This window comes from Streptomyces sp. Je 1-369 (assembly GCF_026810505.1).
Taxonomy (GTDB): Bacteria; Actinomycetota; Actinomycetes; order Streptomycetales; family Streptomycetaceae; genus Streptomyces.
Genome location: NZ_CP101750.1, coordinates 162989 through 189143 on the forward strand (window position 1 = coordinate 162989; position 26155 = coordinate 189143).

General features: G+C 69.7%; 22 protein-coding genes and 2 pseudogenes. 17 read left to right on the forward strand and 7 right to left on the reverse strand.

What is annotated here, in order from left to right; all coding sequences use genetic code 11:
• Window positions 1-64: 64 nt before the first annotated feature.
• Window positions 65-649, reverse strand: coding sequence for an acyl-CoA carboxylase subunit epsilon (locus NOO62_RS00730; RefSeq protein WP_268768926.1), 585 nt, complete (start codon window positions 647-649; stop codon window positions 65-67).
• Between the two features lie 360 nt (window positions 650-1009).
• On the opposite strand from NOO62_RS00730, the gene NOO62_RS00735 reads away from it, so the two are divergent.
• The 4 genes from NOO62_RS00735 to NOO62_RS00745 all read left to right on the forward strand — a co-directional run bounded on the left by NOO62_RS00735 (window position 1010) and on the right by NOO62_RS00745 (window position 4518).
• Window positions 1010-1666, forward strand: a complete 657-nt coding sequence (locus tag NOO62_RS00735; protein ID WP_268768927.1) for a ScbR family autoregulator-binding transcription factor — start codon at window positions 1010-1012, stop codon at window positions 1664-1666.
• 88 nt (window positions 1667-1754) lie between these two features.
• Window positions 1755-2327 carry a hypothetical protein gene (locus tag NOO62_RS39185; RefSeq protein WP_414930965.1) on the forward strand — a complete coding sequence of 191 codons (573 nt, stop codon included), beginning with the start codon at window positions 1755-1757 and terminating at the stop codon, window positions 2325-2327.
• Window positions 2328-2408: 81 nt separating this feature from the next.
• Entirely contained in the window at window positions 2409-3179 is a 771-nt protein-coding gene (locus NOO62_RS00740; RefSeq protein WP_268768928.1) for a glucose 1-dehydrogenase, read from the forward strand.
• A gap of 538 nt (window positions 3180-3717) precedes the next feature.
• Window positions 3718-4518, forward strand: a complete 801-nt coding sequence (locus tag NOO62_RS00745) for a SigB/SigF/SigG family RNA polymerase sigma factor (protein ID WP_268768929.1) — start codon at window positions 3718-3720, stop codon at window positions 4516-4518.
• A gap of 121 nt (window positions 4519-4639) precedes the next feature.
• Here the strand turns inward: NOO62_RS00745 and NOO62_RS00750 are convergent, their stop codons facing one another.
• Window positions 4640-5242, reverse strand: coding sequence for a CGNR zinc finger domain-containing protein (locus NOO62_RS00750; protein ID WP_268768930.1), 603 nt, complete (start codon window positions 5240-5242; stop codon window positions 4640-4642).
• Window positions 5243-5324: 82 nt separating this feature from the next.
• Here NOO62_RS00750 and NOO62_RS00755 point away from each other — a divergent pair, with 82 nt between their 5' ends.
• Window positions 5325-6119: an MBL fold metallo-hydrolase gene (locus tag NOO62_RS00755; protein ID WP_268768931.1), complete on the forward strand. Its 795-nt coding sequence runs from the start codon at window positions 5325-5327 to the stop codon at window positions 6117-6119.
• A 121-nt stretch (window positions 6120-6240) separates the two neighbouring features.
• Here NOO62_RS00755 and NOO62_RS00760 read toward each other — a convergent pair whose 3' ends face one another.
• On the reverse strand, window positions 6241-9216 hold the full coding sequence (locus NOO62_RS00760; protein WP_268768932.1) for an NACHT domain-containing protein: 2976 nt from the start codon (window positions 9214-9216) through the stop codon (window positions 6241-6243).
• 282 nt (window positions 9217-9498) lie between these two features.
• Between NOO62_RS00760 and NOO62_RS00765 the strand changes: the two genes are divergently transcribed.
• Both NOO62_RS00765 and NOO62_RS39190 read left to right on the forward strand, forming a co-directional pair.
• The gene (locus tag NOO62_RS00765; protein WP_268768933.1) at window positions 9499-9933 is read left to right on the forward strand and encodes a TetR-like C-terminal domain-containing protein; all 435 of its coding nucleotides are present in this window, start codon (window positions 9499-9501) and stop codon (window positions 9931-9933) included.
• Window positions 9934-10224: 291 nt separating this feature from the next.
• Window positions 10225-10653, forward strand: coding sequence for a multicopper oxidase domain-containing protein (locus NOO62_RS39190; RefSeq protein WP_414930747.1), 429 nt, complete (start codon window positions 10225-10227; stop codon window positions 10651-10653).
• Window positions 10654-11016: 363 nt separating this feature from the next.
• Here NOO62_RS39190 and NOO62_RS00770 read toward each other — a convergent pair whose 3' ends face one another.
• Both NOO62_RS00770 and NOO62_RS00775 read right to left on the reverse strand, forming a co-directional pair.
• On the reverse strand, window positions 11017-11712 hold the full coding sequence (locus tag NOO62_RS00770; RefSeq protein ID WP_268768934.1) for a L,D-transpeptidase family protein: 696 nt from the start codon (window positions 11710-11712) through the stop codon (window positions 11017-11019).
• Between the two features lie 980 nt (window positions 11713-12692).
• Entirely contained in the window at window positions 12693-13040 is a 348-nt protein-coding gene (locus NOO62_RS00775; RefSeq protein ID WP_268768935.1) for a hypothetical protein, read from the reverse strand.
• Between the two features lie 1011 nt (window positions 13041-14051).
• Here NOO62_RS00775 and NOO62_RS00780 point away from each other — a divergent pair.
• Both NOO62_RS00780 and NOO62_RS00785 read left to right on the forward strand, forming a co-directional pair.
• Window positions 14052-14468 (forward strand): annotated as a pseudogene (locus NOO62_RS00780) (ISKra4 family transposase); the annotation flags it as partial.
• Window positions 14465-14627 (forward strand): annotated as a pseudogene (locus tag NOO62_RS00785) (aminoglycoside phosphotransferase family protein); the annotation flags it as partial. The pseudogenes NOO62_RS00780 and NOO62_RS00785, both read left to right, overlap by 4 nt.
• 406 nt (window positions 14628-15033) lie before the next feature.
• Here the strand turns inward: NOO62_RS00785 and NOO62_RS00790 are convergent.
• Entirely contained in the window at window positions 15034-17208 is a 2175-nt protein-coding gene (locus NOO62_RS00790; protein WP_268768937.1) for a hypothetical protein, read from the reverse strand.
• 709 nt (window positions 17209-17917) lie between these two features.
• Entirely contained in the window at window positions 17918-18514 is a 597-nt protein-coding gene (locus NOO62_RS00795) for a TetR/AcrR family transcriptional regulator (protein WP_268768938.1), read from the reverse strand.
• 409 nt (window positions 18515-18923) lie between these two features.
• Here NOO62_RS00795 and NOO62_RS00800 point away from each other — a divergent pair, with 409 nt between their 5' ends.
• The 8 genes from NOO62_RS00800 to NOO62_RS00835 all read left to right on the forward strand — a co-directional run bounded on the left by NOO62_RS00800 (window position 18924) and on the right by NOO62_RS00835 (window position 26012).
• Window positions 18924-19862, forward strand: coding sequence for an alpha/beta fold hydrolase (locus NOO62_RS00800; RefSeq protein ID WP_268768939.1), 939 nt, complete (start codon window positions 18924-18926; stop codon window positions 19860-19862).
• A gap of 513 nt (window positions 19863-20375) precedes the next feature.
• On the forward strand, window positions 20376-21125 hold the full coding sequence (gene dapB / locus NOO62_RS00805; RefSeq protein WP_268768940.1) for a 4-hydroxy-tetrahydrodipicolinate reductase: 750 nt from the start codon (window positions 20376-20378) through the stop codon (window positions 21123-21125).
• Window positions 21126-21312: 187 nt separating this feature from the next.
• Window positions 21313-22461, forward strand: a complete 1149-nt coding sequence (locus NOO62_RS00810; RefSeq protein ID WP_268768941.1) for an isopropylmalate synthase — start codon at window positions 21313-21315, stop codon at window positions 22459-22461.
• A 28-nt stretch (window positions 22462-22489) separates the two neighbouring features.
• Window positions 22490-22675 carry a lysine biosynthesis protein LysW gene (locus NOO62_RS00815; protein WP_268768942.1) on the forward strand — a complete coding sequence of 62 codons (186 nt, stop codon included), beginning with the start codon at window positions 22490-22492 and terminating at the stop codon, window positions 22673-22675.
• Between the two features lies 1 nt (window position 22676).
• Window positions 22677-23543 carry an ATP-grasp domain-containing protein gene (locus NOO62_RS00820; RefSeq protein WP_268768943.1) on the forward strand — a complete coding sequence of 289 codons (867 nt, stop codon included), beginning with the start codon at window positions 22677-22679 and terminating at the stop codon, window positions 23541-23543.
• On the forward strand, window positions 23540-24595 hold the full coding sequence (gene argC, locus NOO62_RS00825; protein WP_268768944.1) for an N-acetyl-gamma-glutamyl-phosphate reductase: 1056 nt from the start codon (window positions 23540-23542) through the stop codon (window positions 24593-24595). The genes NOO62_RS00820 and argC overlap by 4 nt, the downstream gene beginning before the upstream one ends.
• The gene (locus tag NOO62_RS00830; protein ID WP_268768945.1) at window positions 24592-25437 is read left to right on the forward strand and encodes an acetylglutamate kinase; all 846 of its coding nucleotides are present in this window, start codon (window positions 24592-24594) and stop codon (window positions 25435-25437) included. The genes argC and NOO62_RS00830 overlap by 4 nt, the downstream gene beginning before the upstream one ends.
• A gap of 11 nt (window positions 25438-25448) precedes the next feature.
• Window positions 25449-26012 (forward strand): type 1 glutamine amidotransferase, encoded by a 564-nt coding sequence (locus NOO62_RS00835; protein WP_268768946.1) that lies wholly within the window; start codon window positions 25449-25451, stop codon window positions 26010-26012.
• Window positions 26013-26155: the final 143 nt, after the last annotated feature.

The following is a 26155-nucleotide window of genomic DNA, read 5'->3' on the forward strand; positions in this document are numbered from 1 at the left end:
CAGCCCCACACCACACCAGCCCCCACGGGGCGTGGCCATTCGGCGCCCTGGGCAGCGCGGCGCGTCAGCGCCAGCTGTGCGGAGCCCGATACGCCGCGGCAAGTTCCCGCGGGCGCCAGGCCGCCGTCCGACCCGGCCCACGCGGCGCCCGGCCTCCATCCCGCGGCCGGCCGGCCGCCAGCGACATCAGCGTCACCGCAACAGCAGCGAGCTCCACATCACTGGCCCGCCCACGTTCAACCCTGAACAGGACAGACCCATCACCGACACTCTCCACAACCCCACCTCCCTTTCCACCCCAACGGTCGACCGCCCCCCTCAACACAAGCTCGGGTCCGCCTTGAGCAACCCCCAACAAAAGCCAGCCCAGCCGACACAACGCCGACGGCCCCGGCGGACACGAGCGGCCTGGACCCCGACAGCACACGTGAGGCCCAACAGCACGCGGCAGCACCCGGGTTACACCCAGCCAGCCCGAGGAGAAGTCAGACAGCCGAGGACAGACGGCACCTGAGACACAGGCCCGGCATGACCCGAAACGAAAGCCTCCCCGCTCCGCGCCCCTCACCACCCACCACACCGCGCCACCCACCGCACCACACCGCCCATCGCAATGCACCGAACGGGCCGAGCCGTCCGGGCAGGCCATCCGGGCCTACCCTTTGAGCGGCCCAAAGGTGCAGAAGTGACACACGGTTTGCTTAAAAACCGCTTGTACGGTTTTTAATGGGGCTAATGTCACGGGCATGTTCCCCGCCGACAATCCCCCGCCCAAGCCGTCGGGCAGCCGGAGCGGAACCCTCGGCTTCCGGCCAAAGCGCCACCCACCACCCCGGACCCGCCCCACGGATACCTGCCGAGGTGGCTACCCTGCAGCGACCGACGGACAGGCAAGCGGAATGCGTCACGCCGAGCCGTTCCCGCAGTAGGGTCCGACCCACCTCTAGAGATCAAACCGTCAAGTTGGTTTTATACGCGGTCTGGACACCATTCGTGACGGGAGTCACCAGTGAGCAAGCAGGAACGGGCCACCCGTACCCGCAACGCCCTCATCCGCTCCGCCGCCGAACTCTTCGAGCGGCACGGCTACGTACGGGCCAGCCTGGACGAGATCAGCTCCGGCGCCAACGTGAGCCGCGGCGCACTGCACTTCCACTTCGAGAACAAGGCGGCAGTGGCCGACGCCGTGGAACAGGCCGCCGCCCAGACCCTGCGTGAGACCGCCGACTCAGTACCCCTGGGCCAGGAAAGCGCCATGCAGCACCTGATGGACCTCTCCCACCGCATGGTCCAACTCCTGCACCACGACGTGGTAGTACGCGCCGGGTTCCGGCTCAACTGCGACACCGGCCCACGCACCCCGCTGGACCTGCGCCAGCAATGGCAGACCCGCGTCCAACAACTGGTCACCCGCGCCGCAGACGAACACGCCCTCGCCACCGGCGTTTCACCCGAGGGCCTGGTCGCCACCATCGTCGCCACCACCGTCGGCCTCGAGGTCCTCAGCCGCGCCAACCGTGGCTGGCTCTCCCCCACCCCCCTCACCAACTTCTGGCAACTCCTCCTGCCCTCGGTAGCCAGCCCACCCACCCTCCCCACTCTCCAACCCGCCGGCACGCCCACCCACCCCCTACCAGCAACAACCCACCACGCCCCCACCCACTAACCCCAATCCAAACCAGCCCAGCCCAGACCACACCCACACCCACACCCACACCCACAGCAGCTTGGCCAGGACCGAGCTCGTACACCGAGTGCACCGGATCGCGGCGATCGCGCTTTCCCACCTGCACGATCACGCCGACCCCGCTCAGCGCGCCGTTTACCAGCGTGCACTTGGAACGGCGCAGGCGTTCCTGCTCCACACACAGTCTCCCGACGGGTTCTGGCCGGCCGCCTGGGGAGTCAACAGGATCTACGGCACGCTGTTCGCCGTACGCGGACTGCTGGCCTCAGGGCTGCCCCGTACCCACCCCAGCCTCACCAAGACCGCTTGGTGGCTGGAGAACATCCAACTCCCCTACGGCGGCTGGGCCGAGCACCACAGCGGCTGCTCGACCAACACGTACGTGCCCGGCCCGACCAGCCAACCCGCAAGCACTGCCTGGGCCTTGCTCGCCCTCCTGTCGCTGAGAGTCGCTCTGAGGAGGCCCCCCACACACGCCGGGTGGTGCTGGAAGTCGGTACGCGGGTTTTACGACCAACGAAGGCCGCCCTGGACCGTGGGTGCGGGAAGATTGTGGGCAAGCGGCGGGACGAACAACTCGCCGTTCAAGGATCCGGCCTGGCCCGCTTCAGCCACCCCAGTTATCGAACATGCACGCTAGGCTACGGCAGATCATCCCGCCCTCTCGGGCAGGAGCAGCACCTTGCGGCAAGCACCGCCCCAGCCAAGGAGAACGCGGCACATGACTCAGCATCAGGGATCCCTCGCCGGCAAGGTCGCCCTGATCACCGGAGCCAGCAGCGGGATCGGCGCCGCAGCCGCCCGCGTCTTCACCCGCGAGGGTGCCCGGGTCGTCCTGGTCGCCCGGCGCGAAGACCGGCTGCAGACGCTGGTCAAGGAACTGCACGCGGTCGGCGCCGAAGCGTCCTACTGCACCGGCGACGTACAGATCGCCACCGACATGCAACGCGCCGTCGCATACGCCGTCGACACCTGCGGACGCCTGGACATCGCCTTCAACAACGCAGGCGCCGCAGCGGAGAAGAGCCCTCTGCACCTCATGGACGACGCCACCTACGACCGGATCATGGACACCAACGTCCGCGGCGTGTGGAACTGCCTGCGCCCTCAGATCAGCGCCATGCTCACCACCGGCAGCGGCGCCATCGTCAACACCAGCAGCGTCGCCGGTCTCGTCGCCACCTCCGTCGCCGCCCCTTACATCGCTGCCAAGCACGCGGTGATCGGCCTCACCAAAGTCGCCGCAGTCGAATACGCCCCCCACCACATCCGGATCAACGCCATCGCCCCCGGCCTGGCCCGCTCCGAGATGACGGAGGACTGGTTCACCCGCTACCCCGCCCAGGAGGCCAAAAGCAAAGCCTCCTCCCCGCAAAACCGCATGGCCGAACCCGAGGAAGTCGCCGAGGCGGCCGCCTGGCTCTGCAGCGACCACGCTTCCTTCATCACCGGCACCACCCTCCCCGTCGACGGCGGCGCCACCACCTGGTAGGCCCCCGGAACAGCGCCAGCGCTATCACTCCAGGTGCTTCCGACGCCACGGCGCCACCGTCCTGGCTTCGCAGAGAAGCAGGTCCGCAGAGAATCCGGGCCGTTGTGACGGTGGCACCCGCCGGACGGCGGCGGCCCGGTCGCGCGGCGCGATGCGAGCGCTCGCCTTCCACCAGCGCGTCGCCCGCGCGACGGTGGATACGGGCGAACCGCCAGAACGGCCGCGGCCCGTACTGACAGTTGGGCGTGGTCCACGGCGCCCGCAGGGCCCATGGCCCCATGCGGGCGTGAAGTGCCGGGTCCGCTCGGCGAGCCGCTCGCAGAGTTCCTGCACTCCGAGTTCGCGCTGCCGAACATGCATCCGCGTGATGTCTGCTGTGGTGACGCCCGGACGGCGGAACCCGCAAAAACGGGTGGTTTGTCCCTATAGGTGGCGGGCAGGCGCTCACCGAGTGCTTGGGATAACAGGTGCTCCTCAACGAGACGACCAGGCCCCCGATCCCTGGACCGCTCCCCCCACCGCGATGAGGAACACCCCCATGCCCAGCCGCCGTACCCACGACGACGCCCCCGACACCGAGCAGACCTTCCGTCACCTGGCCACCACTCCCCCCGGCCGCGAGCGCGACGCGCTGGTAGCGGAATTGGTGGAGGCCTGGCTGCCGCTGGCACGCCGCCTGGCCGGCCGGTTCCGCCACAAGGGCGAGAGCATGGACGACTTGAAGCAGGTCGCGGCCCTGGGTCTGCTCAAGGCGGTAGAACGCTACGACCCCGACCGCGGCGCCTTCCCCTCCTACGCCGTCCCCATGGTCACCGGTGAACTGCACCGCCACTTCCGCGACCACAGCTGGGACGTCCACGTCCCGCGGCGCGTACAGGAACTGCGCAACAAGGTCCGCAGCACCCACCAGGACCTCATGAACCGACCCGATCACCCCGCCGAGCCCGACCTCGAGGAGATCGCCGCGCAGGCGGGACTCACCCTGGCGGAGGTGCACAACGGCATGGAGGCCTGGGACAGCAACAACAGCCTCTCCCTGGATGCCGACATCGGCACCGCACCGCACGGCGACAGCTTCACCCTCGCCGACACTCTCGGACACACCGACCCCGGCTACGACCTGGCCACCGACCGCGAAGCCGCCAGGCGAGGCCTTGCCCAGCTCACAGAACGGGAACGCAGCATCCTCTACCTGCGCTTCTTCGAAGACATGCCGCAGTCCCGTATCGCAGAGGAGATCGGCGTCTCCCAAATGCACATCTCCCGCCTCATCACCCGCAGCTGCGCCCAGGTCCGCGAACACACCCAGGCCGACCCACGCCCCAGGCAGGCAGCCTGACCCTTGCGTTGGGCTCGCACCTGCGCACGACGGGTGCGGGAGCGCCTGGTTCCACAGAGGGACCTCGCAGGCCCGGCCGCACCGGAAGGATGCTCGCCTGTCGCGCCGGGTCGCGATGCCTTCAGTCCATCGTGGTGCGGCGGGCATACGCGCGGGCGGCACGGGCGCGGTCGCCGCAGCGGGTGGAGCACCACTGGCGGCGGCCGTGCTTGAGCAGGAAGCGGTTGCAGGGCGGGGACGCGCAGGCGGTCAGGCGGGCGGCGTCGGAGGCAGTGAGCAGGTCGGCGGCGTCGGAGGCGATGACGGCCAGGGCGTGCTCGACGATCGCGGTGGTGGGGTGGGGTGTGGCGCGGTAGGGGCCGGTCTCCGCGTCCCACATCAGGAGGGATGCGGTGGGGACCCGGGTCATCGCGTCATTGACCGCCGTGACGGCGGCGGGCGGGGCGGGCTGCCCGGCGACGCGGGAGGCCAGTAGCGACCTCACCTGCTCCCGCAGTACACGCAGCCGTGCCGCGCACACCTCCGCCAAGCCGGCGTCGGCCGGGGCGAGGTCGCGCCGCGCCAACCACTGCTCGGCCTGCGCCGGGGTGCCCAGGAGGTCGACCGTGCGCCCGCCGGGCAGTACGAGGGCACTGTTCGCCAGGGCCAGGGCGGGGTGCTCATCCTCGCCCGGCGCCGACGACGTGGCCGCTTCTTCCGTCACGAACTCTTCCACGCTTCTCATGGTACGGCTTGCCGCCATCCGTGAGATATGCCTACAGTCACCTCACGGTTAACACCCCGACTATCCGTGAGGAACTCTTAACGTGTCTTCCCCGACCCTGCGGACCGCTCCGTTCCCCATCCGCGTCTTCGGCGGCCCGACCGCCCTTTTCGACTACGCCGGCCTGCGCTTTCTCACCGACCCGACCTTCGACGCCCCCGGCGACCACCAGGCACCGGCCGTCGTGCTGACCAAGACGGCGGCGGCCGACGGCAGCCCGGCCGACCTCGGCCGCGTCGACGTGGTCCTGCTCTCGCACGACGAGCACGCCGACAACCTCGACACCTCCGGCCGGGCCCTGCTCGCCGACGTCCCGCTGACGCTCACCACCCCCAGCGGCGGGGAGCGTCTGGGGAAGGCGGCCACCGGCCTGGCCGACTGGCAATCGGTCGAGCTCGAGCGTCGGGACGGCGGACCCGGCACCGTTACCGTGACCGGCGTGCCCGCCATCCACGGCCCCGGCCCGCGCGAGGAGGTCGAGCCGATCACCGGCCAGGTCGTCGGCTTCGTCCTGACCGGCGAGGGCCTGCCCACCGTCTACGTCAGCGGCGACAACGCCTCTCTCGACGCGGTCACGGACATCGCCGAGCGCTTCGCCCCGGTGGACACGGCCCTCCTCTTCGCCGGAGCACCCCGCTTCCCCGAAGTCTTCGACAACGAGGTGATCGTCCTGGACAGCGCCCAAGCCGCTCGGGCCGCGAAGATCCTCGACGCCGGCCGCGTGGTCCCCGTCCACTACGACAGCTGGGCCCACTTCACCGAGGGCCGTGACGAGCTCGCTGCCGCCTTTGCCGCCGCCGGTCTCACCGAACGCGTCGACTTCGGCGTCCGCGGCTGACCCCACGCACGCCGGGCACACGGGCCGGACCCGGCCGGGCGCCGGCCGACAGCGAACCGCCGCAGCTGTCGCCCGGCGCCCGGCCCCTCCCTCGCCTCCCCCACCTGCCGCCCCTGCGCCGTCACACCGTGGGCACGGTCGCCCGAGGGTCTTCCTGCGACGCCTCGGCGCCCGAGGCGAGTCGCTGTTGCATGCGCAGATGCCGGAACTCGTAGTGCGCGCCGGACTGTCGTAGTACTCCCCTGCGGTGCGCTTCGTCGAGGAACGTCATGATCCGCCACGGCAGCCGCCCCGTCAGAGCCAGCCAGACGCGGGCGACCGCCAGTTGCCCCCAAGCGGTGAGTGCGAGGGCGGCGGTGCCCATCGGGACCCACATCTGCGCCGCGACGTGGTCGAGCCCGCCCTGCGACGCGAACGCCCAGGCCAGGACGACACACACGCCGCCCGTCATGACCGCCACGACTCCGGACCGGGACAGCGAAGCCATGCGGTCCGTGCGCAGGGTGACTTGCGGGTTGGCCGCCCGGATGAGGTCGGAGGGAGTGCTGAGCGCACGGTAGAGACCCGAAGCGGGGCCGCCGATCAGCGCGATCAGGACTCCACCCATGGCACCGGGAAGCAGGAACCCCTCGACAGGGTGCCGGGCGGCGCTCTGCGCGAGCCAGGTCCTGGACTGCTCGGGCAGCTCCGGCAGCATGTTCACCGCATCGGCGGCGATATATGCGGTAGGCGCTATAGGCGCTGTGTCCGCCGTGTTGCCGTCGACGAGTACGCGCAGGTCGCCCTGGGCGACGCGGAAGGTCACCCGCGTATCGAACGACTCGCACCTGCGGCCGCAGTTCGGCGGACGGCTGCCGTGCGGGTACGCCATGGGCCGGGTGCCCGCCTGTGGGTACACCAGGATGACCGCGATCTCCGTCGAGGACTCGACGGTGCGGACGCCGTCAGGTGTTTCCCGGTGCGACCACTCCCCGATCCGCCTGCCGTTCAGGTCGGGCGCTCGTGAGGTCTCCACCGCGGAGAACGCGCAGGCGACGGCGCCCACCGTCCCGCCTGCCGCCACTCCGACGAGCAGGCACACAGCCCAGCCGTGCAGAAGCCCGGTGACGAAACGCCGGGCGATACGGCTCTCGCCGCCGAGGGAAACGCCCGTCCGCACCCCCTGTCGCCCCGCCGCCGCCCACAGGCACAGGGCCGCGGCGAAGCACAGGGCGCCGGCCACCATCGGCCACGTGCCGAGGCCGCGCCCGAGCAGCCATGACGTGAGGAGAAAGAACCCCACCAGGGCGAGAGCACCACTCCCGGACCGCGCCGCGAGCCGACCGGTGGGGCTGCCCGCCCAGGGCAACCCGAGCGGCACCGCGTGGCGGGCCAGCCCCGCTACCCCGAAGTACAGGGCGATCAGTACGCCGAAGACCGCGCCCCCGAACAGCTCGGCCACCCAGCCGTCCGTGACCGTGCCGAACTGCAGCCCGAACTGCACGGAGCCTCCGGTGAGGCCGTATCCGAGGGTGGCCGCGGCGGCCGTCGCCATGCAGACCGTGAGCTGCCGGGGCAGGGCCGAGCGCCCTTCGCGCCGCGCGACCGATACGGGCAGGAGCAGGGCAAGACCGCCGGCGAATCCGACCAGGTTGCCGACCAGATTGGCTGCCAAGGACGGCCTGTCGTCGAAGACGAAGACGTCGCCTCCGACGCTGGAAAGCAGGATGGGGGCGGCCAGGACGAACGTGAGCGCCTGCGCGAGCAGGGCGGGTGCCGCCAGCCGCAGCACCCGCGGCACGCAGAGATACAGCTCCCACCAGGCGAGCCGTTTGGTCTCGCGCCGCTCCAACTCGCGGGCCAACCAGGCCAGCCAGCGCCTGGCGTCCGCGGCGCGCCACCGTGAGTCGGTGTCCCCGTCGCCGAACGCGGCCGGTACGAACGCGTCGAGGAGGTGCTGCTCGATCCCCGCCGTCGTCCCGAAACGAGGGTCGTCGAGGAGCTCTTGGGGGTCGCGGGACACATCGCCGTACACCGTACGTGCCAGGGCCACCATGAGCGGGTTGGTCAGGACCTGCAACAGCGCGTCGGCTGCCGGGGTACGCGAGTCCTGCTGGAGGGAGTCAAGCACCGGGGTCCACACCGTCGTACGGCGATCACCGGGACCGCGTACCGGGCGCGCGGTGCGCTCCAGATACGACGTCGACTCGGCGAACTCCAGCGGCAGGAGCTCTAGGACCTCCGCGCCCGTCAGTACGTCGCTGCACGCGACCGTGGTGCGCCAGGCCGTGGTCCGCGAGGTGACGAGCACCGGCATGCCGTCGTCCAACTCGGCGTTGAGCCTGCGCATCGCGATGCCGTACAACGCCGGCGGCAGCTCGTCGAAGCCGTCCAGAACAGGCACGATCAGTCCGGCATCGAGCAGCGCTCCGGCCAAGGGGGTGCCGTCGGTGGTGGCCGCCAGCGGCCGGTATTCCGCCACGAGCCGCTCGAGAAGCCAGGCACGCAGCGAGGTGGTATCCGGGTCCCAGGCCGCCAGGGGGAAGATCACGGGCACCGCCGTGCCGGGCGTGCGCGTCCTCAGCAGATCGAGCGTGCAGCACACAGCGAGCACGCTCTTCCCCGAACCAGGGCTTCCGAGTACGACCATGCGCCTCGACGGCACCTCGACGAAGGTCGTGGCGATCGACGCCAGACAGTCGTCGCCGGGCCGGGGCTCCGGCACCGGGCGACCGCGCCGGATGTTCCGTATGTCGTCCGCGAGCAGCCGGTCGGCCCACCGCCAGCGGACGTTCAGCGGCTTCGGGTCCTGCAGCCGCCGCAGCCGCGCCTCCTGCGCCCATTGGATCCGTACCGCATCGGCGAGCGCATCAGAGGTCTGCCGCAGCACGGCGCCGGGTTCCGAGGACGTACTCGCGCGACGCAGGATGTCCACGAGCAGTGCTACGACGGACACCATGACGCCGACCACGGATACGACGAACGCGGGTCCGTCGTACTGCGCTTGCCCGCCGTCCCCTCCGCCGACCTGGCGCAGCGTGGCGGCCAGCACGACCAGCGCCGCACACCCGACGCCGCCCCACAGCCTGCGCCGTGTCCAGACTTGCCGCCCCCGCATGCCGTCCCCTCCGTACCCCTCGCCCCGTGTGGAACCGAGCGTTTCAGGGAAGATGCGCCTGCCGGTGAGTCAGTGCACTTCTGCAGCGGGGCGCTTAGTGGTGAACCGGGGGCGTGGGGCACAGGCGTGTACGCCGTGCACGGTACGCTCCGGGCGGGGTGTTCTCCTCAAGGGCTCAGGTGCTCCCCGGCGCCCCCAGCAGTTGGGCGCTGTCGGGCCGGGCCGGATGGCCGTGTCGTTCAGGCGGATTCGAGGATCGGGCGGATCTCGATGGTCTCCGGGGTGGGAAGGCTCTTGGGGTCCGAGCTGCTCCTGGACGCGCTGCACCGCACCCTCGGCCCCGACCTCGGCTACCGTGACACCGGCGACGTCCGCGCCGACCTGCGCGAACAGTTCGTCCGCTCCAGTACCGCACTGCGGAGCCCCGCGATCTGGCCCGTCTACCGTGCCGTCATCATCGCGGCCCAGGACGACGACGCGCTGCGCGAGCGGCTCTACGAGCAGTTCCTCTCCGTGATCGAACAGCGCACTCTGGACCGCCTCACCAGCGCCCAGCGTACCGGCGAACTCGTCGCGGACGCCGACCTCACCTACTCCGCCGAGGTGTTGTGCGGTGCCCTTTACTACCGGGGATTGCTGTCCACACGCCCCATCGACGAAGCGGCGATCGACGGTCTGCTCGACATGTTCATGGCCGCGTACGCCGTCTCCCCGTGACGTCTCGCGAGCGGAACCTCGGCGGATACCAGCCTGAGCAACTCGTCGCCCTCTTCGACTACTTCCGCTACTTCCGCCCTGAGGTCGCCCTTCGGCGGCGGACTGATCTGGTCGGCCGAGAGAAGCAGGCTGCCCGAACGTCACGCCGCGAACGACCACGGTGACTGCGACCTCGGTCGCGGGCCGGACGTACCCAGGGCGGCCACCGGGCATCAGCATGCCGCGCACTCCCCCTCCACCGCCTCGGGTACGAGCGTCGACAGCCTCACCGAGCGGGGCCTGTCGGGGCCGGTGCGCCGCTTCGAGCTCACCGGCCGAACAGCCAGGATCCGCCTCGACTCGGGCTACACCATCGACGCCTGGACCTTCAACGGAAGCCCCCCGGTCCCCGAACTACGGTTACGTCAGAACGAGTTGGTCGAAGTCACCACCCTCGCGAATGCCGACGTCAAGGCTGGGGTGACCCTGCGCTGGGCACGGCTACAACGTGCCCAACGCCGCCGACGGAGCCGTCGGCGTCACCCAGAACGCGGTGGCCCCGGGAGCCGCATGACGTACCGGTTCCGGGCCAAGGACGCCGACACCTACTCGTACCACTCGCACCAGCAGTCGGACGAGCAGGTACAGCGCGGCCTTACGGCCTGCGGTGGCAGCGGATCTCTCCCGGCACTCCGGTGCGGCTCCGGTTGGTCAACACCGCCAACGACCCCGTCGACCTGACCCTGGTCGGCAGCCCCTTCCGGGTCGCCGCGATCGACGGTGGTGAGCTGTACGGCCCCGGCGAGATCCGTGGCAAGACCCTGCCGATGGCAGCCGGCGGGCGCTACGACCTGACCTTCACCATGCGGGACCATCAAGATGACCTTCGTCAATCGCAGCTACGACCACCATCCCATGCACCACTGCCACAACCTGTTCCGTGCCCAGGTCGGCATGATGCTCCATCTCGTCTACGCCGGGGTGACCACTCCGTACGCGTCCGGCACGGCCACCCCCAACCAGCCCGAACAGCACCTCATCGACGTGGGTCACTCAACCTCTGCGCTCCGGGGCGCCGGACCGTTCGCGGGCGGCCGCCCTGCATCAGGTGCCCGACTTGCGGCCGTAGACGAAGACGTCGTCGCCCTTGCGCAGCATGCTCCAGTACTTCGTCGCGTCCTTCTTCGTCATGTTGACGCATCCGTGGGAGCCCGGCGGGGCCCAGACGCTGATGCCGACCGAGTGGAACGCCTGGCCGCCGTCGAAGAACTGGCTGTATGGCATCGGCACGTGATAGATGCTCGACACGTGGTCGATGTCGCGCCAGTAGACCTTCTTCAGTCCGGTGCGGGTCTCATGGCCATTGCGGCCGGTGCGCACCGGCACCGGGCCGTACTTGAGGTTCTTGCCGTCCTGGATCCAGCTGAGCTGAAGCGTCAGATCGACACAGGCGATGCGGCCCTTGTTGGTCGGGCACTTGCCCGCCTTGTTGGGGTTGTTGCCCACGGCTTTCTGCTTGTTCATGAGGTTCATGACACCCCAGGTGACACTGCCCGCGTACCCGGCGTTCGGGGTGATCTTGTGCTTAGTCTGGAAGGCCTTGATGGCCTTGCAGTCGGCCGCCGACTGCCTGCCGTCCACCGGGCGGCCGAGGAACTTCTCGACCTGCTTCTGGTACGGGCCGGTCTGTGTCGAGCACGACGCTGCCTGAGCGCTGCCGGAGCCGAGCGCCACCGTGAGCGGGGCCACCAACATGGTGATCCCCAGAACTGCGGCTCCTCGTCTGCGTATGTCCCCCATTGCTGCCCACTCCTCGTTCGTCGTTCGTCTGCATTCGCCTGCGGGGTGTGTCCCATCTGCTAGACGACGCGCCCGCGGGGTTCGTTGTAGGGCGAATCGGCACAGGTGTGTAACAGAGGGCGATTTGCCGCGCGATTTGCCGCTGGGGGCCGCCGTCCGGTGCTCGATCGACCGTTCCGGGGCAGTGCGCCGACGAGCCCCCATGGGCACCGGTGGGCTCGTGTGTCACGGTTTCGCGTCCTGCTGCGCCGGTCCTGTTGCCGCACCTCACCCGACGACGAACGGGGGGCCGCGCGATGGTCACGGACGCACCACTTACCCGACGGCGCGTCGCACGCCCTCGCGAACTCGCCCGATACGTCGGTCCGCAGCTCCCGCTCCTCGTAAGGCCATTCGTAGGAGGACGACTTGCGGAACATGGCGGGCGCTCCGCACGACACCGGCACGTCCTCGAACTGGCGCTCGAGCAACGCCCTTTGCTCGCCTACCTCCCGGACGAGGACCAGACCCTCATCGTCATCGAGGCCGGAGACCGGTGCACAGAGACCCGGGCGCCCTGGTCACCGCCGCACGCCAAGCACTGGGAACGGACCCCACTTCGGGTGGCACCGAGGGACCTCGTGCTGATCCAGGAAGGCCTGGAAGGCGGTCGGTGGTCGTGGTGAAGGCCTTCGCTCGGTCGGTGGCAGGCTGCTGCGGCGGAGCGGACCGCGTGACGGGCCATCCACTCGGGTGTCTGCTGTCCGGCCGGAGACGGAGACGGCGCGATGCGCCGGACGGGCGTGGATGCGAGGCAACGTCCGGGCGTCGTTGGTGGCAGCCGAGGCGGTGGCCACGTCCGTGATCACGTTGACATCCCCTTTGCCCGCTGATCCGCACGGAGCACCCCCGTCCCGGCCAGGGCGAAGAACAGGGCGCGCCGGTCAGTGAACTGGGGCCCGGCCGAAAGCGGCCGGGCCCAGTTCAGACTGGATCAACGGTCAGCGGACGATGAAGACCGACTGCAGGCCGGGGCCGTTGATGAGTTCCTCGCCGTCACCGAGCTGGTAGTCCGGGTAGCCGGCGCAGTTGGCCACCTTGAAGAGCTGCACCGTACGGCCGCTCTCGTTGTAGAAGTCGCGGCCGATGCGGATGTTCTTGCACGTGCCGGTCTGGTGCTCCGAAGGGCTCGCGTTGGTCTCGACGACGTCGACCGTCCTGCTCTTCGTCGGGCGGGTGGGGTTTTCGAAGGCGTAGAAGTGCGTGCGCGGAGCGGCGCTCGCCGGGACGGCCGCGACAAGGGCCAGCACGGTCGCCAGCGATGCCAGGGCGGTGTACCTGCGCTTCAAGAGATCTCCTCCAGGTCCGGCCGGCACGACGTTGGCCGGGCCTGTCGCCCGGCCACCGCGTGCCGTTCCGCCCCAGGGGCTACCCAGCTGCCGTCTTTGATCACCACCCCCACCACACCCGCCACCCGAAGGAAGAAGCGCACGCCGCACACCCCGACGGCCGCATCCGTACGCCCTCCACACCGCACCGCACGCCCCAACCGGATCCGCAGGCACGGCGGAAACACAGGAAGGGGCATGGGGCGCCGGAGCCGACGGCGTCCGTGCCAGCCGAACGAGTCCTCGGTGCCCGCGACAAACGCCCAGCTCCGTTCTGGCACCCATCCGGTGCCGGGCACGGCCCCTGGTCCGCTCCCTGTGGCCGCGTACGCAGGGTGCCTGTCGACCTTCCCGTGATCGCTCACCCGGTGGGTGAATCTGGTCGACAGTGCTGCCGTACGGCAAACTCACTTGGGTGTGGATCCTTTGAAGTGATGCTCGGCTCGAAGACATTGATTGACAGTGTGGGAGACGGCGGGCTTGCTTCTACCGTTGCAGAGTGGCGGTGGGACGCCATGGTGTCTTTGGCCGAAGAGCTTCAGGCGCGGCAGGCCGCGGTCCGGCGACATGTCGAGGAACTCCAGGCGAGGGCGGCGGAGTTGGCCTTGCGGTTAGAGAGGGCGCGGGACGATCCGTCACGACTGGAGATCACGCGGGAAACCGTCGCGCAGGTGCTGGCAGAGCTCTCAGCCACGGAGGCCGAACCGGACGTCGTGTCGGGCGATGCATCGGAGACGGACGAAACGTCAGTGCCTCGTGGCGCTGGGGTGATGGTGGTGCCGCCGTGGCGTGAGGGCCTGGTCGTGACGGTGTTGCCGGATATCTACCGGGACATCGTGGAGATCATCACGGATGCGCCAGAGCCGGTGCAGGCCAAGCAGATCGTGCCGCGGATCGGGCTGCCGACGACGACCGGGAAGATGGAGGGCACCCGGGGAAAGCTGAAGCGCCTGGTGGAACGCGGCTGGCTGACCGCCCAGGCCGGGCCCGAAAGCGGAGCGGAAATGGTGCACCGCCTCCGTGATCCATCCCCCGGAACAGGTCGTCTCCGGCGCCTTCGCCCAGGCCGCATCCCGCGACCCGCAGCATTTGCGGGACTGGATCGTGCTCGTCGACGGCGCCCGCCACCAACTCGACCTGATCCAGGACGAAGCCGCCCGCCGCGGCATCCACATTCATGTCCTGCTCGACTTCGTGCACGTCGCCGAGTACACATGGACAGCCGCGCACGCCTTCCGTCCTGTCGGCAGCCGCCAGGCCGAGACCTGGGCCGCGGACAGACTCACCGCCATCCTCGCCGGTCAAGCCGGCCGCGCAGCCCAGGAGATGACTGCTCCGGCCGGGGCCGAACAGCTCCCCGCTGCCCGCCGCGAGGCCGTCACCACCTGCGCGCCCGCTACTGGGTTCCCATGCTCGATCCCACGTCCGCGGCAGTTCTCTATCCTTCGGCTCTGGATGTCCCGGCACGATTGCGGATCCTCGCCGACCCGAGTGGCCGACGGTGACCCCGTCTACACCCGGGCGCTGTCCGAGCACGGTGGCTGGCGAGGTCATGGCATGACGGCATGGGTGGGTTCCGGGTTCGTTGCGCGTGCCCGTCAGCCGTGCCTGGCCCGTCATCGGGGACACCACGGGCCTCCACGTGCCTCCTGTCGGGTGTCCCGCGTGACCGCGAAGACCAACGGCACCTCGCGTAAGAACCGGTGGAGGACACCGCCGATGTGGTGCGTAGTGAACGGCGTACGACAAAGCCCCCGGCGTGGGAAGCCAGGGGCTTGAAGTCGGCGGTGAGGAAAGCGAGGAGGCTATTTCTACAGGAAAGGTATGAGAAGGAAGCCTCTTCATGGCCTCGCCGGCCTGAGCTGAGGAAAGCGAAAGGGCTATATTTGAACCCCCGAAAGGGTGGGTTGAGAAGGAAGCCCTTTCATGGCCTCAACGTGCTGAACGCTACCAGTCACTCGGGGATCAGGTCGCGCAGATTTTCCGGAGTGAAGATCCGCGACTCGGGGTGCAGCCCTTCGGGGCGCTGCATGCCCAGGTAGGTGACCGGCCCTCCCGGGGTGCTCTTGCCGTCCCACAAGGTCACTTCCGTATCGCCCATCAGGCCGATCAGCCAGCGCACCGTCAACTGTTCCCGCTCGACGATGCCGCGCGCCAGTTCCTCCACCGTCGCACGGGTCTCCTCGACGCGGTTGGCGGCCGGCATGCCCTTGAGATACAAGTGCAGCCAGTGCGCACGCCACCGGCCGTTGTCGCCGCGCTGGAACACCAGCGGCAGCGCCACCCGGCCGGGGCCCCGCAGATCCGACTTCATCCGCACGGTCCGCGGTTCGAACGGCCGACCCTTCTGCTCGCCTTCTCGCAGCATGAACCCGAAGAACGACTCCTCGGTGTCCAGGAAGCTCTCCCCGGAGTACAGCAGGACCTGCGGGACGACGAAGCTGCCGCGTACCGCTCCCAGCCGCAGCTCGATGAACTCCGAGGCACCCTCGGGTGCTTCGGTGATGTCTCCGGAATGCCGGCCCTCCACGTCCGTCAGCTGGGTGTACGAGAGCCAGGTGACCTGCTCGTAGTTCTCGTCCAGGACTACCGCGGACAAGTCGTAGTCGGTGGTCTGGCTCTTCTGCTTCCAGTACACGAAGAACCGCAGCAGCTCGCCCTCGACAGGCGACACCGAGCCGCGCGGCAGCACCCCGAGCCCGGAGGCGACCGCCTTGCCGCTGAGCGGCAGCGCCACATCGAGGAAGTCCGGGTCAATGAGCACCGACCCGGCATCCGGCAGTCGGCTCGCGATCTCCGTGTCGAGCAGCTCGATCAGTCGCTCCCTGGCAGAGCCGGGCAGTGCGGGGCGGGTGTCCTCGGTGACCCAGGCACGCCCGAGCCGGTTGATGAACACCCTGCGTGCGCCGCCCTGTTCGAGCTGGTCTCCCCGGTTCAGCAGGTGCTGGCGCACCGACAGCAGTACCCGCCCGGCAGCCTGCCGGGCCGCCTTTTCGGCCCCGGCGAGCACAGCCGCGTACTCCTCGTCCGTACGGGCCAAGCGCACCAGCCGGTCAAGGGCCCGCAGCAGCACACCCGGTGCGGACTCCAGCAGGTTCACGGCACCGGCCAGGTCGCCCTGGCCCAGCAGCTCCTCGACCCGGCTCGCGAACGATCGCACCCGCTGCTCACCGCGCGCCACCGCGAACACCCGGGCGGCGTAGGGCCACTGGGGGAACTCGTGCGGGTGCAGCCGCTCACCGAGCCGCTTCCATACTTCCCGGCGCGCGCTCACATCGGCCAGCTTCGCGGGCGCCGCGGCGACCACCGCGTCAAGGCCCGCGAGCAGCGCCCGGCGCGCGGGCCTCGACAGCTTCACGAACTTGGTGGGCCCAAGCAGGGACACGTCGCCGTCCGCCAGCGCGCAGGCAAGTCGCAGCACATCGGTCACGGTGTCGAGGAGCAGCCCCGTACCGGCCCGCAGACGTGCCTTGTTGATCACGGCGCGGTTCTCTCGCACGGGGATCTCTTCGGGCTGCGGGCCGTCCGCGCAGTGCGTCGCCAGCGCATCGAGGTCACGGAGGTGTTCCTCACTCAGCGGTGTGCGGCTGCCTGCGAGCTTGCGGTACAGCTCGCCGACCTCGTCCGGTGCGTCCTGGCCGAGGTGCAGCACCGTCACCCGGTCACCGGCCGCCGCGAGCAACTCGTCGTGGTGGTTGAGCATTTGGGTGTACGTGTGCTGGTAGCGGCCGTAGGAAGGCAGCGTCAGCAGATTCACCACGCCAGTGCTGAGCTGCTCGAGGGTGCCTTCGCGGGTTTCGTCGTCGGCGAGCGCCTCGCGGATGCACTGCATCCAGAAGTCCAGGGTGTCCGGCACATTGGCCGGGAAGCCGATGAAGTACGTGTTGTGCCGCACGTGGTCACCCACCAGCTCACGCACGCCGGTCAGCGTCCGCACGGCGATATCGACCACCGCGTCCTGGGACAGCCCGGCCAGTCGCTCGAGGAGGGGACCGGACAACTTGAACCCCACGGACATCAAGGCTGAGTCGAACTGCCGCGCAGCGGCGGCACCGTCACCGATTGGCCCCTCGGGGGCAGGGAGACGGTGGGTGTGTCGGACGACCAGATGTTCGAGAGGGTGGGCCATGCGGGAATGGTGGCAGAGCGATATCGCCGTGCGCACCTGGGTTTCCGGTACGAGCAAGCGGACACGAAGCCGAGGCTTCGCGCTGCTCCCGCGGGATATACAGGCCCCCGGGCTCGTGGTCGCGAAGGCTGTGCGGCAAGGGCGAGAGTTGCGGGTCAATGCGCTTCTTTTCGTGTGCGTGCCCTCGGCCATGTCATCTCATGTCATCTACCACAGGCTCCTCGCTGTAAGGGTCGCGTGAGTGTGGTGCCTACTCGAACAGGTAGCGGTGGGTTTGGCTCCAGGTCAGTTCGTCCTGGAGGTCTCGCAGGTAGCCGTCGGCGACCCAGCGGGTGGTGAGTGGGCCGGCTGCGGCGTTGTCGCTCGTGCGCGATGCGGGGCCGGGCTCGGTAGTGGGGGGGGCACCGGCCGGGTTGTTTGGAAGTACAGCTGGGCGGGCGCGGGCGCTTCGGGCCGATGAGGTTCGCGGTCGGCCCCTTTGCCGTTCGGGCTTATCGCCGGGGTTCGCCGACGATCGGGGCGAACACCGGGCGTGACGCCGGGTCGTCTCCCCAGTGGTTGTGTCCGGCGAGTGCAGCCGGGACGGTAGCGCTGCCGTCTCCTTCGTCGCGGTCAGCGTGGCCGCTGGCTGGTTCTCCGGCGCGGTGGGCAGGATCTCGGCGCGGCGCTGGCTGTCGCCGGTCCGACGGGTGCTGCGGCCCCTGGTCTTCTAGGTACGGCTGGTTGCGTGCAGCGTTTGCGAGAGCGCGTCAAGAGTCACGCCCACGACGGCCAGGAGCTGCGCCGGGCTTGCCCCGGCTCTGCTCATGACGGCGAGGGACTGGTTCACGGCCGCCGTGTGTTCGGCGAAGGCATCGGCGTCCCGGTCGGTCAGTCGCCCGGCTTTCAGCGCGGCGCGCAGGCGCAGACGCTGAAAGCCGAGCGCCTCTTTTGCGTGCGCCCCGACGGCCGGGCTCAGCACCGGAATGGCCATGGCCGACTGGGCGATCAGGCACCCGTCGGGCAGTTCGGGATCGGCGATGCGCTCGAGGGTGACGTCGAAGAACGCGCGGAGGGCCGCGAGGGGTTGCTTGGCTGCACAGGACAGGGCGGCGTCGTACTTGTCGCCATAGCGCGCGGCGTAGCGATCCAGGCAGCGCAGGAAGAGCGTGTCCTTGCCGCCGAGCGAGGAGTAGATGGAGCTGCGGTTCAGGCCGGTTGCCCGCGACAGGTCGTCCAGGGAAGTGTCGGCGTAGCCGGCGCGCCAGAACTGGATCATCGCGGCGTCCAATGCCGTCTCCATGTCGAACTGCTTCTTGCCTGCCACGTGACACTTCCTTGCCGATGTTGTTCATGTCTATGGGCTGTATTGCACACCATTTCATCTTGAACTGAATAGTTCAAGATGTGTTACGTTGCAGACATGATCACGACCACGGGTCCCGGCAATCCGAGGAAGCGCCAAGGGCGCGCCTCCCGGTCCCGGCCACCGCCGTCCTCATGTGCCGTCGTCGTGGCTGGCGGGGATCTGACCGCTCTGCTCCTACGGCCTGCGGGCGCCAAAGTCCGGCTGCAGGTCTCTCTCCCCCCCGGGGCCTACTTCGCCTGCGTCACCCCGGCATCACACTGACCGTTCTCGCCACCGCCACCGCCACCGCGTTCGCGGGGCCGGCCCGGAGGCGTGGCCGAACCTGCAGACCCCACAACCCACAACCCCACACCAACGGAGGACACCCGTGACTGACCCTGCGACCACCAATCAGCGTGCCTGCGAAGCCAACCCCGTCCGCGACCTGCCCCTGCACGGCCTGGACGGGTTCACCCACCGCTGGGTCGACGCAGACGGCATCCGTCTTCATGCCGTCGAAGGCGGCCGACCGGCCGGTCCGGCTGTCGTCCTGCTCGCCGGGTTCCCGCAGACCTGGCGGGCCTGGCGAAAAGTCATGACCAGCCTCGCCGACCGGTTCCGCGTCATCGCGATCGACCTGCCGGGCCAGGGCCACTCCGAGCGACCGAAGCACAGCTACGACACCCACACGGTCGCCGCCCACGTCCACGCCGCCGTCAAGGCGCTGGGAGTGTCGTCTTACTGGCTGGCCGCCCACGACATCGGCGCCTGGGTCGGCTTCTCGCTCGCCCTCAACTACGAGAGCCGGCTGCGTGGGGTCGCCCTGCTCGACGCCGGAATCCCCGGCATCACCCTGCCGGAAACGATTCCCACTGACCCGGCCCGGGCGTGGAAGACGTGGCATTTCGCGTTCCACCTCGTGCCCGAGCTGCCCGAAACCCTGCTCGCCGGCCGCGAACGGGACTACGTCGGCTGGTTCCTGAAAACGAAGGCTCTGTCTCCCGACGCGTTCGACGACGCCGACCTCGACCACTACGCAGCGGCCCTCGCCGCCGACGGGGGCCTCCGCGCGTCCCTCGCCTACTACCGGGACGCCGCCGAGTCGGCGCGCAAGAACCACCAGGCGCTCGACCGGCAGCATCTGACCGTGCCTGTCCTCGGAATCTCCAGCAGCCACGGCTCCATCCCGGACATGGCAGCCTCCATCAGCCCATGGGCCGACACCACCACCGGAGTCGTCGTGCCCGACGCCGGGCACTTCATCCCCGATGAGCAGCCCGAAGCCGTCGCTGCTGCCATAGCCGGCTTCATCGACGGCAGCGAATGACGCCGCCCACGGTTTCCGCCGCTGCCTGCGGCTCCTTCGGACCGGTCGGCGGCGCCCCGAAGGTAGTTTCGGGCCTGCCTGAGGCTCGGTGGCAGGTGTGTGCGGCTTGCGGAGGATGAGCGGTGCGCATCAGCAGGGTGCGCACGGGGAGTGCCCCCTCTGGCCAAGCGGCACGAACGGGGAGAAGACATGCGTACAGCACGGTTCATCGCGGCGTCCGCCGCCGCGCTCGCTCTCCCGGCCGTGTGGCCGGCACGTCGCACGCCGGCCACCGGCAACCCGCTCCCCCGTGCCGTGCCCCGCCCGGCCCCCCGCCGTACGGCAGACTCACTCGGCGGTTCGTTCCGCGTCTTCTCGACGAACATCGTCGGGAACCAGCCGTCGCCCCTCAGTCGTCGGGTGATCTCGAACGGCGGAGGGAAGGTCTCCCAGCGGTCGGCGCCTGTGGCAACGCTCCGATGGCGGGGCTTGGCTTGTGTGTACGGGCATCCCTCGGCCGCGGGAGGGAACAGGGTGGGCACCATCCGTGTGGGAGTGATCGGTGCGGCCGGGCGTATGGGTCGTGAAGTGGTCGCGGCCGTCGAGTCGGCTGACGATCTGGAACTGGTGGCGGCGCTGGGGCGCGCCGACCCCCTGCACGACCTCACCCGCGCCCGTGTCCAGGTCGCCGTGGAGCTGACCCATCCCGACGCGGCCATGGACCATGTGGAGTTCTGCGTGCGTGCGGGCATCCACGGGGTGGTCGGCACCACGGGCTGGAGCGACGAGCGGCTGGAGACACTGCGAGGTTGGTTGGCCGGCTCTCCGACGACGGGCGTGCTCATCGGACCGCTCTCCGTCGGCGCGATGCTGACCATGCGGCTCGCGCAGTACGCGGCGCGCTGGTTCGAGTCCGTCGAGGTCGTCGAGAGGCATCATCCCGACAAGGTCGACGCCCCGAGCGGGGCGGCCGTGCGCACGGCCCGGCTCATCGCCGACGCCCGCCGTAAGGCCGGCAGGGTTGCGCAAGCGGATGCGACCACCACCGCGCTGCGGGGCGCCCGCGGCGCGGACGTCGAAGGCGTACCGGTGCACGCCGTGCGGGCACGCGGGCTCGTGGCCCACCAGGAAGTCATCTTCGGCGGAACGGGAGAAACGCTGACGATCCGGCATGACTCCATGGACCGTGCCTGCTTCACGCCCGGCTTCCTGCTCGCGGTGCGCCGGGTGGGGGCGGTCCCGGGGCTGACCGTGGGGCTTGAGCCCTTCATGGACTGGGAGTGAGGTCGGACGGCCTGCTCGTGGAGCCGTCCGGCACATACGCGTACACCGCAAGGTGTGTCCGGCGTATACACGTACAACGCAAGGCGCGTCCGACGCATACACGAACAACGCAAGGCGCGTCCGACGCATACACGAACAACGCAAGGCGCGTCCGGCGCACACACGTCCGCGACAAGGAGTGCGGGACATGGCAGCAGAGAGCCCGGCCGGCGCGGTGCGCCCGCCGCTCGTATCGGATGCCACCCTGCGGGACTCCGCCCACATGGCGGGAGTCGAATTCCGTCCGAAGGACGCCGCCGCACTCGCGGGCCTGCTGGTCAGGACCGGCGTGGCGCTGGTCGAAGTGGGGATGGTGTCGGGCCCGGGCAGCAGGGACGCCGACCTCGTCCTCGCCGCTCATGAGGCCGTCGGTCCCGAGCGCTGTATGACACTGCTCGTCGTACGCGACCGTCGGCAGGTCGCCGCGGCCCTCGAGGAGGCCGGGCGGCTGGGGGTGCGGCACCTCATGTGCTCCATCCCCACCTCCGAGCGGCACGCCGCACTGAAGCTCGGCTCGTCCAGCCTCAAGTTTTTGCAGGTGCTGGCCCGTTCGGCCATTGAGCAGGCCAAGGAGCGCGGATTCCATGTCACCTTCAGCGGCGAGGACGGCGCCCGGACTCCCGTCGAACGGCTTCTGCCCTATGTGACGACGGGGTTTCGGGCGGGAGCCGACCGCTTCCGGCTGGCGGAGACCGTCGCCTGTCTCGCTCCGTGGCAGATGGCGGAGTTGATTGGACACCTGGTGACAATCGACCGCTCTGAGATCGAAGTGCACTCGCACAACATGCTGGGCATGGCCGTCGCCAACTCGCTGGCCGCGGCGCAAGCGGGCGCCCGGTGGATCTCCGCCACCGTGGGTGGCATCGGAGAGCGCGGGGGCAACACGCCGCTGGCCGAGCTGCTCATGGCCCTGCGCGTCCTGCACGCGGACACCCGTTTCGACCTCACGCACCTCACCGAACTCTCCCGCCTCGCGCTGCGCGGTTCCGGACTCGGGGACGCCTTCCAACCCGGTCCGGCCACCCCACACGCATTCGCCTACGAGCTGGTCGGCCAGCTCAGCCACCCCGACGCGTACGAGACGCTGCCCGCCGAACTCCTCGGCAACGAACGGCGGTTACGTGTGCGCAGTCGTCTCACGCCCGCCCTGGTCCGCTGGGCGCTGGCCGGATCGGGCCTTCAGGTGGACGTCGACGTCCTCACCGCCTGGCTCGTCGAACGGCAGGAGCGGGACGGCGGCCCGCTGCTCGACCGGGACGCGATCCGTAGGGCTGCCGCGGCTTTCGCGTCCGCCTGACACCCACAGCAGGAATGGGAGACTGCGCATGACGAGAGACACGCTCGCCGGTACCTGCCCCGAGTGCGAGACGGACCTGACCGTACCGGCGTTGGTCGAGGGCGAGACGCTCGCCTGCCCCGAGTGCATGCTCACCCTGCGCGTCGAGGGGATCTCGGAGGGCCGGATGATCCTGCACATGGTCGAGACCCGGCTTCGCGACTGGGGTCAGTGACGTGCCGCGGACGGTCGCCGTCGCCGCGGACCGGGTCGGCTGGGAAGAACGCCGAGTGATGGACGCCGGCCCGGCCTTCGGCCTGCGCCTGGAGTGGGTCAACGACGAGTCGCTGTGCCTGGGGCACCCGGACGCGCCCTCGCTCGCCGGCTACGACGCGCTGTGGGTGCGCAGCCGGAGCTACACCCGCGGCGGTCTCCTCGCCTCGCTCGCCGAGTCCGCCGCGCTCCGCACGCTGAACACGGCCCGTGCGATCGGGCTGTGCCAGAACAAGGCAGCCCTGCGTGCCGTGCTGCGCACCGCGGGCATCGCCGTCCCCGACTTCCGTCTCGTCCTGTCCCGTGGGGATTTCGATCGCTGCTTGCAAGAGCTGCCGCTGCCCCTCGTTCTCAAACCCGTCTTCGGCGGTATGGGCAAGCGCGTCACCCTGCTCCGGCACGCCGACACCGCCGCGTCGATCTACGACTACGTCGAGGACCTCGGGCATGGCTTCGAACAGGCATGCCTGATGGAGCCGTACCTGGGCGACACCTCGGTGCGCTGCATGGTGGTGGGCAGCGAGCTGCTCGGTACGGTCGAGTGCACCGGCGGCACCGGCGACACCGGCGACAACGTCGACTGGCGCTCCAACGCGGCCCTCGGGCATCGGGCCCGCGCCGTGCCGAGCGACCCGGAGCTGCGCAAGGTGCTCGACGACGTGGTGGGCGAACTCGGCCCGGGCATTTACGGGGTCGACCTCTTCCGGGGCCCGGAACGCTACGTGGTCAACGAGGTCAATCACGCGCCGGGCTTCCGGTCGCTGGACGCGGTCACCGGCGCGGACACCCCCTCTGCCATCGCCCGTCATCTCCGGGAGGTCCCCGCATGATCCGTGCGGGCGTCATCGGCGCCTCCGGGCTCACCGGCGGTGAACTCATCAGACTCCTCACGCTGCACCCCCACCTCGAACTCACCTTCCTCGGGGGAGCCTCCAGCGTCGGCATGCGCCCCGGCGAGCTCCATCCCGGCCTGCGCATCGACCCGGCCCTGACGGTGCGGCGCGTCACCGCGGACATCGCCGATCAGCTCGATGTGGCCTTCCTGGCCACCCCCGCTCCGGTGTCGGCGGAACTCGCCGCACTGCTCGCGGACCGCGTACCCGTCGTGATCGACCTCAGCGGCGCCTTCCGGATCCGTACCCGACAGCTCCACGACCGCTGGTACCCCGAAGTGGACCGCCGCGCCGACCTGGTGGACCGCTTCGTGTACGGCGTACCCGAGTTGACCGGCGAGCAACTGGACACCGCCGCGCTGATCTCGCTTCCCGGCTGCTACGCCACCGCGGTCACCCTGGGCCTGGCGCCTCTGGTCCTCGGCCTGGGTCTGCGCGTGGACCGGGTGCTCGTGGACGCCAAGGGCGGATCCAGCGGCAGCGGTCTGCGCCTGCGCACTGCCGGCCTGCATCCCCTGCGCAGCGGCGCCATCACCCCGTACGCCCCGACCGGCCACCGGCACGCCGCGGAGGTCACCGACTTTCTGCAGCGGACCCGATCCGGCTCCGTCGGCTCCCTGACCATGTCCGCGTACGGCGTCCCCACCGTGCGGGGCCTGCTGGCCAGCCTCTATGTGCTGAGCGACCGGACCATCACCCCACGGGACCTCGAGCGGGCCTACCTCCGCTTCTACAAGGGGCATCCCTTCGTGCGCGTACGACGGCACACCGAGACTCGCATCCCCATGCCCGACCCGCAGGCGGTGCTGGGATCCAACTTCTGTGATGTGACCGCCCTCGTCGACGAGGACGGCGGCCACATCGTCGTCCTCGCCGCCCTCGACAACCTCGTCAAGGGCGCCGCGGGCCAAGCCGTGCAGGCAGCCAACCGGCGCTTCGGCCTCGCCGAGGAGACGGGGCTGACGATGCAGCCGGTGATGCCCGCATGAGCACGATGCCGCAGACGCCGCACGGGTCGCACAGGCCGCCCGCGACCACGACCGTGGTCAAGCTCGGCGGGAGCTGCCTGGACACCCTCGACGACCCCTGGTGGGACGACCTGGCCCGCCTGGCACGGGAACGCCCGCTCATCCTCGTCCACGGCTGGTCACGCCCGCTGCAGCAGCTCGACCCGCGCCATCGCCCGCCATCGGCGATGCTGCGCGACCGCTACGGCAACCAGAGCCGCTGGACCACGCCACAGGTCCTCGACGACATCAAGACCGTCAGCGCGGCACTGAGCGAAGAAATCCGGCACAAGCTGCGCACGCGCGCCGTCACCACCCGACGGCTGCTCGGCAGCGACGGAATGATCAGCGCGGGCCCGGCCGAGCGCCTGTGGTGGCGGGACAGGGAGCTCGTCGAACTCGACAACCTCGTCGGACCCCCCATCGGCGTGAACCCCGCGCCGCTGCGGCACGCACAGCCGGGCCACATCCCTCTCCTGACCCCGCTGGCACGCAACCCCTCGGGACAGGAGGTCAACACCGACGCCGACCGGGCCGCCGCCGCGGTCGCCGCCGCCGTCGCCGCCACGGACCTGGTCCTCGTCACCGACGTCAGCCACCTGATGGTCGACGGAAGGCCCGTCGGCCGTATCTCCGCCAAGACCGCGGCCGTCTTGCGCGACACCATCGCCACCGGCGGAATGCGCAAGAAGCTGCGCGCCGCAGACGAAGCACTGGGGCGCGGCGTCGAGCGAGTCGTCATCGGCAACGGACTCCTGTCCCACCTGCTCACCGCCGACGCCGACGCCGACGCCGACGTCGGCACCGTCATCGCCCGAGGCTGAGGAGCCAACACGTGCTCCACCCCCGCGTCCTGATCGTCGACAACGGAACACTGTCACTGACGCAACTGCGCCGATGCCTGGAAGAGCTGGGATCACACACGGACACCGTGAACGCGACCTCGGTGCCCTCCCGGCTCCGGGGCCGCCATCAAGCGATCGTGCTGAGCGGCACCAAAGTGCGCGCCCACGACCGCAAGCACTACGCACCCCTCATCGACCTCGTCCTGTGCGCCGATGTCCCCGTGCTCGGCATCTGCGGCGGAATGCACATCCTCGCCGTCGCCGCGGGCGGCCGCCTGGAGGTCGGCCCCCAGCGCGTCGGACGCAGCCAGGTACACGTCGACCCGGCAGAACCCCTGTTCACGCATGTGCGGCCGACGGTGACCCTGTTCCAGCGACACACCCTGTATGTGCGGGAGCCTCCCCAGGGCTTCCGGGTCATCGGCCGCTCCGCGCAGGCTCCCGTGGAGTTCCTCCGCTCCGAGGACGGCCGACTCATCGGCTCGCAGTCCCATCTGGAATACCGGAGCGACGGCCGGAACATCCTGCGTGGCTTCACGCACCTCTACGCGTAGCGCCGCTGGACACCCACCCCAGTACTGGATGGCTCTCTACATGCACGGCTGCGCGGGCAAGCGAGGTGCACCTCACCGTCCGCGCGGTGCCGATGCGGTCACTCAGAACGTGGGAAGCCCGAAGGTACCCGCCTGCTGCGGCG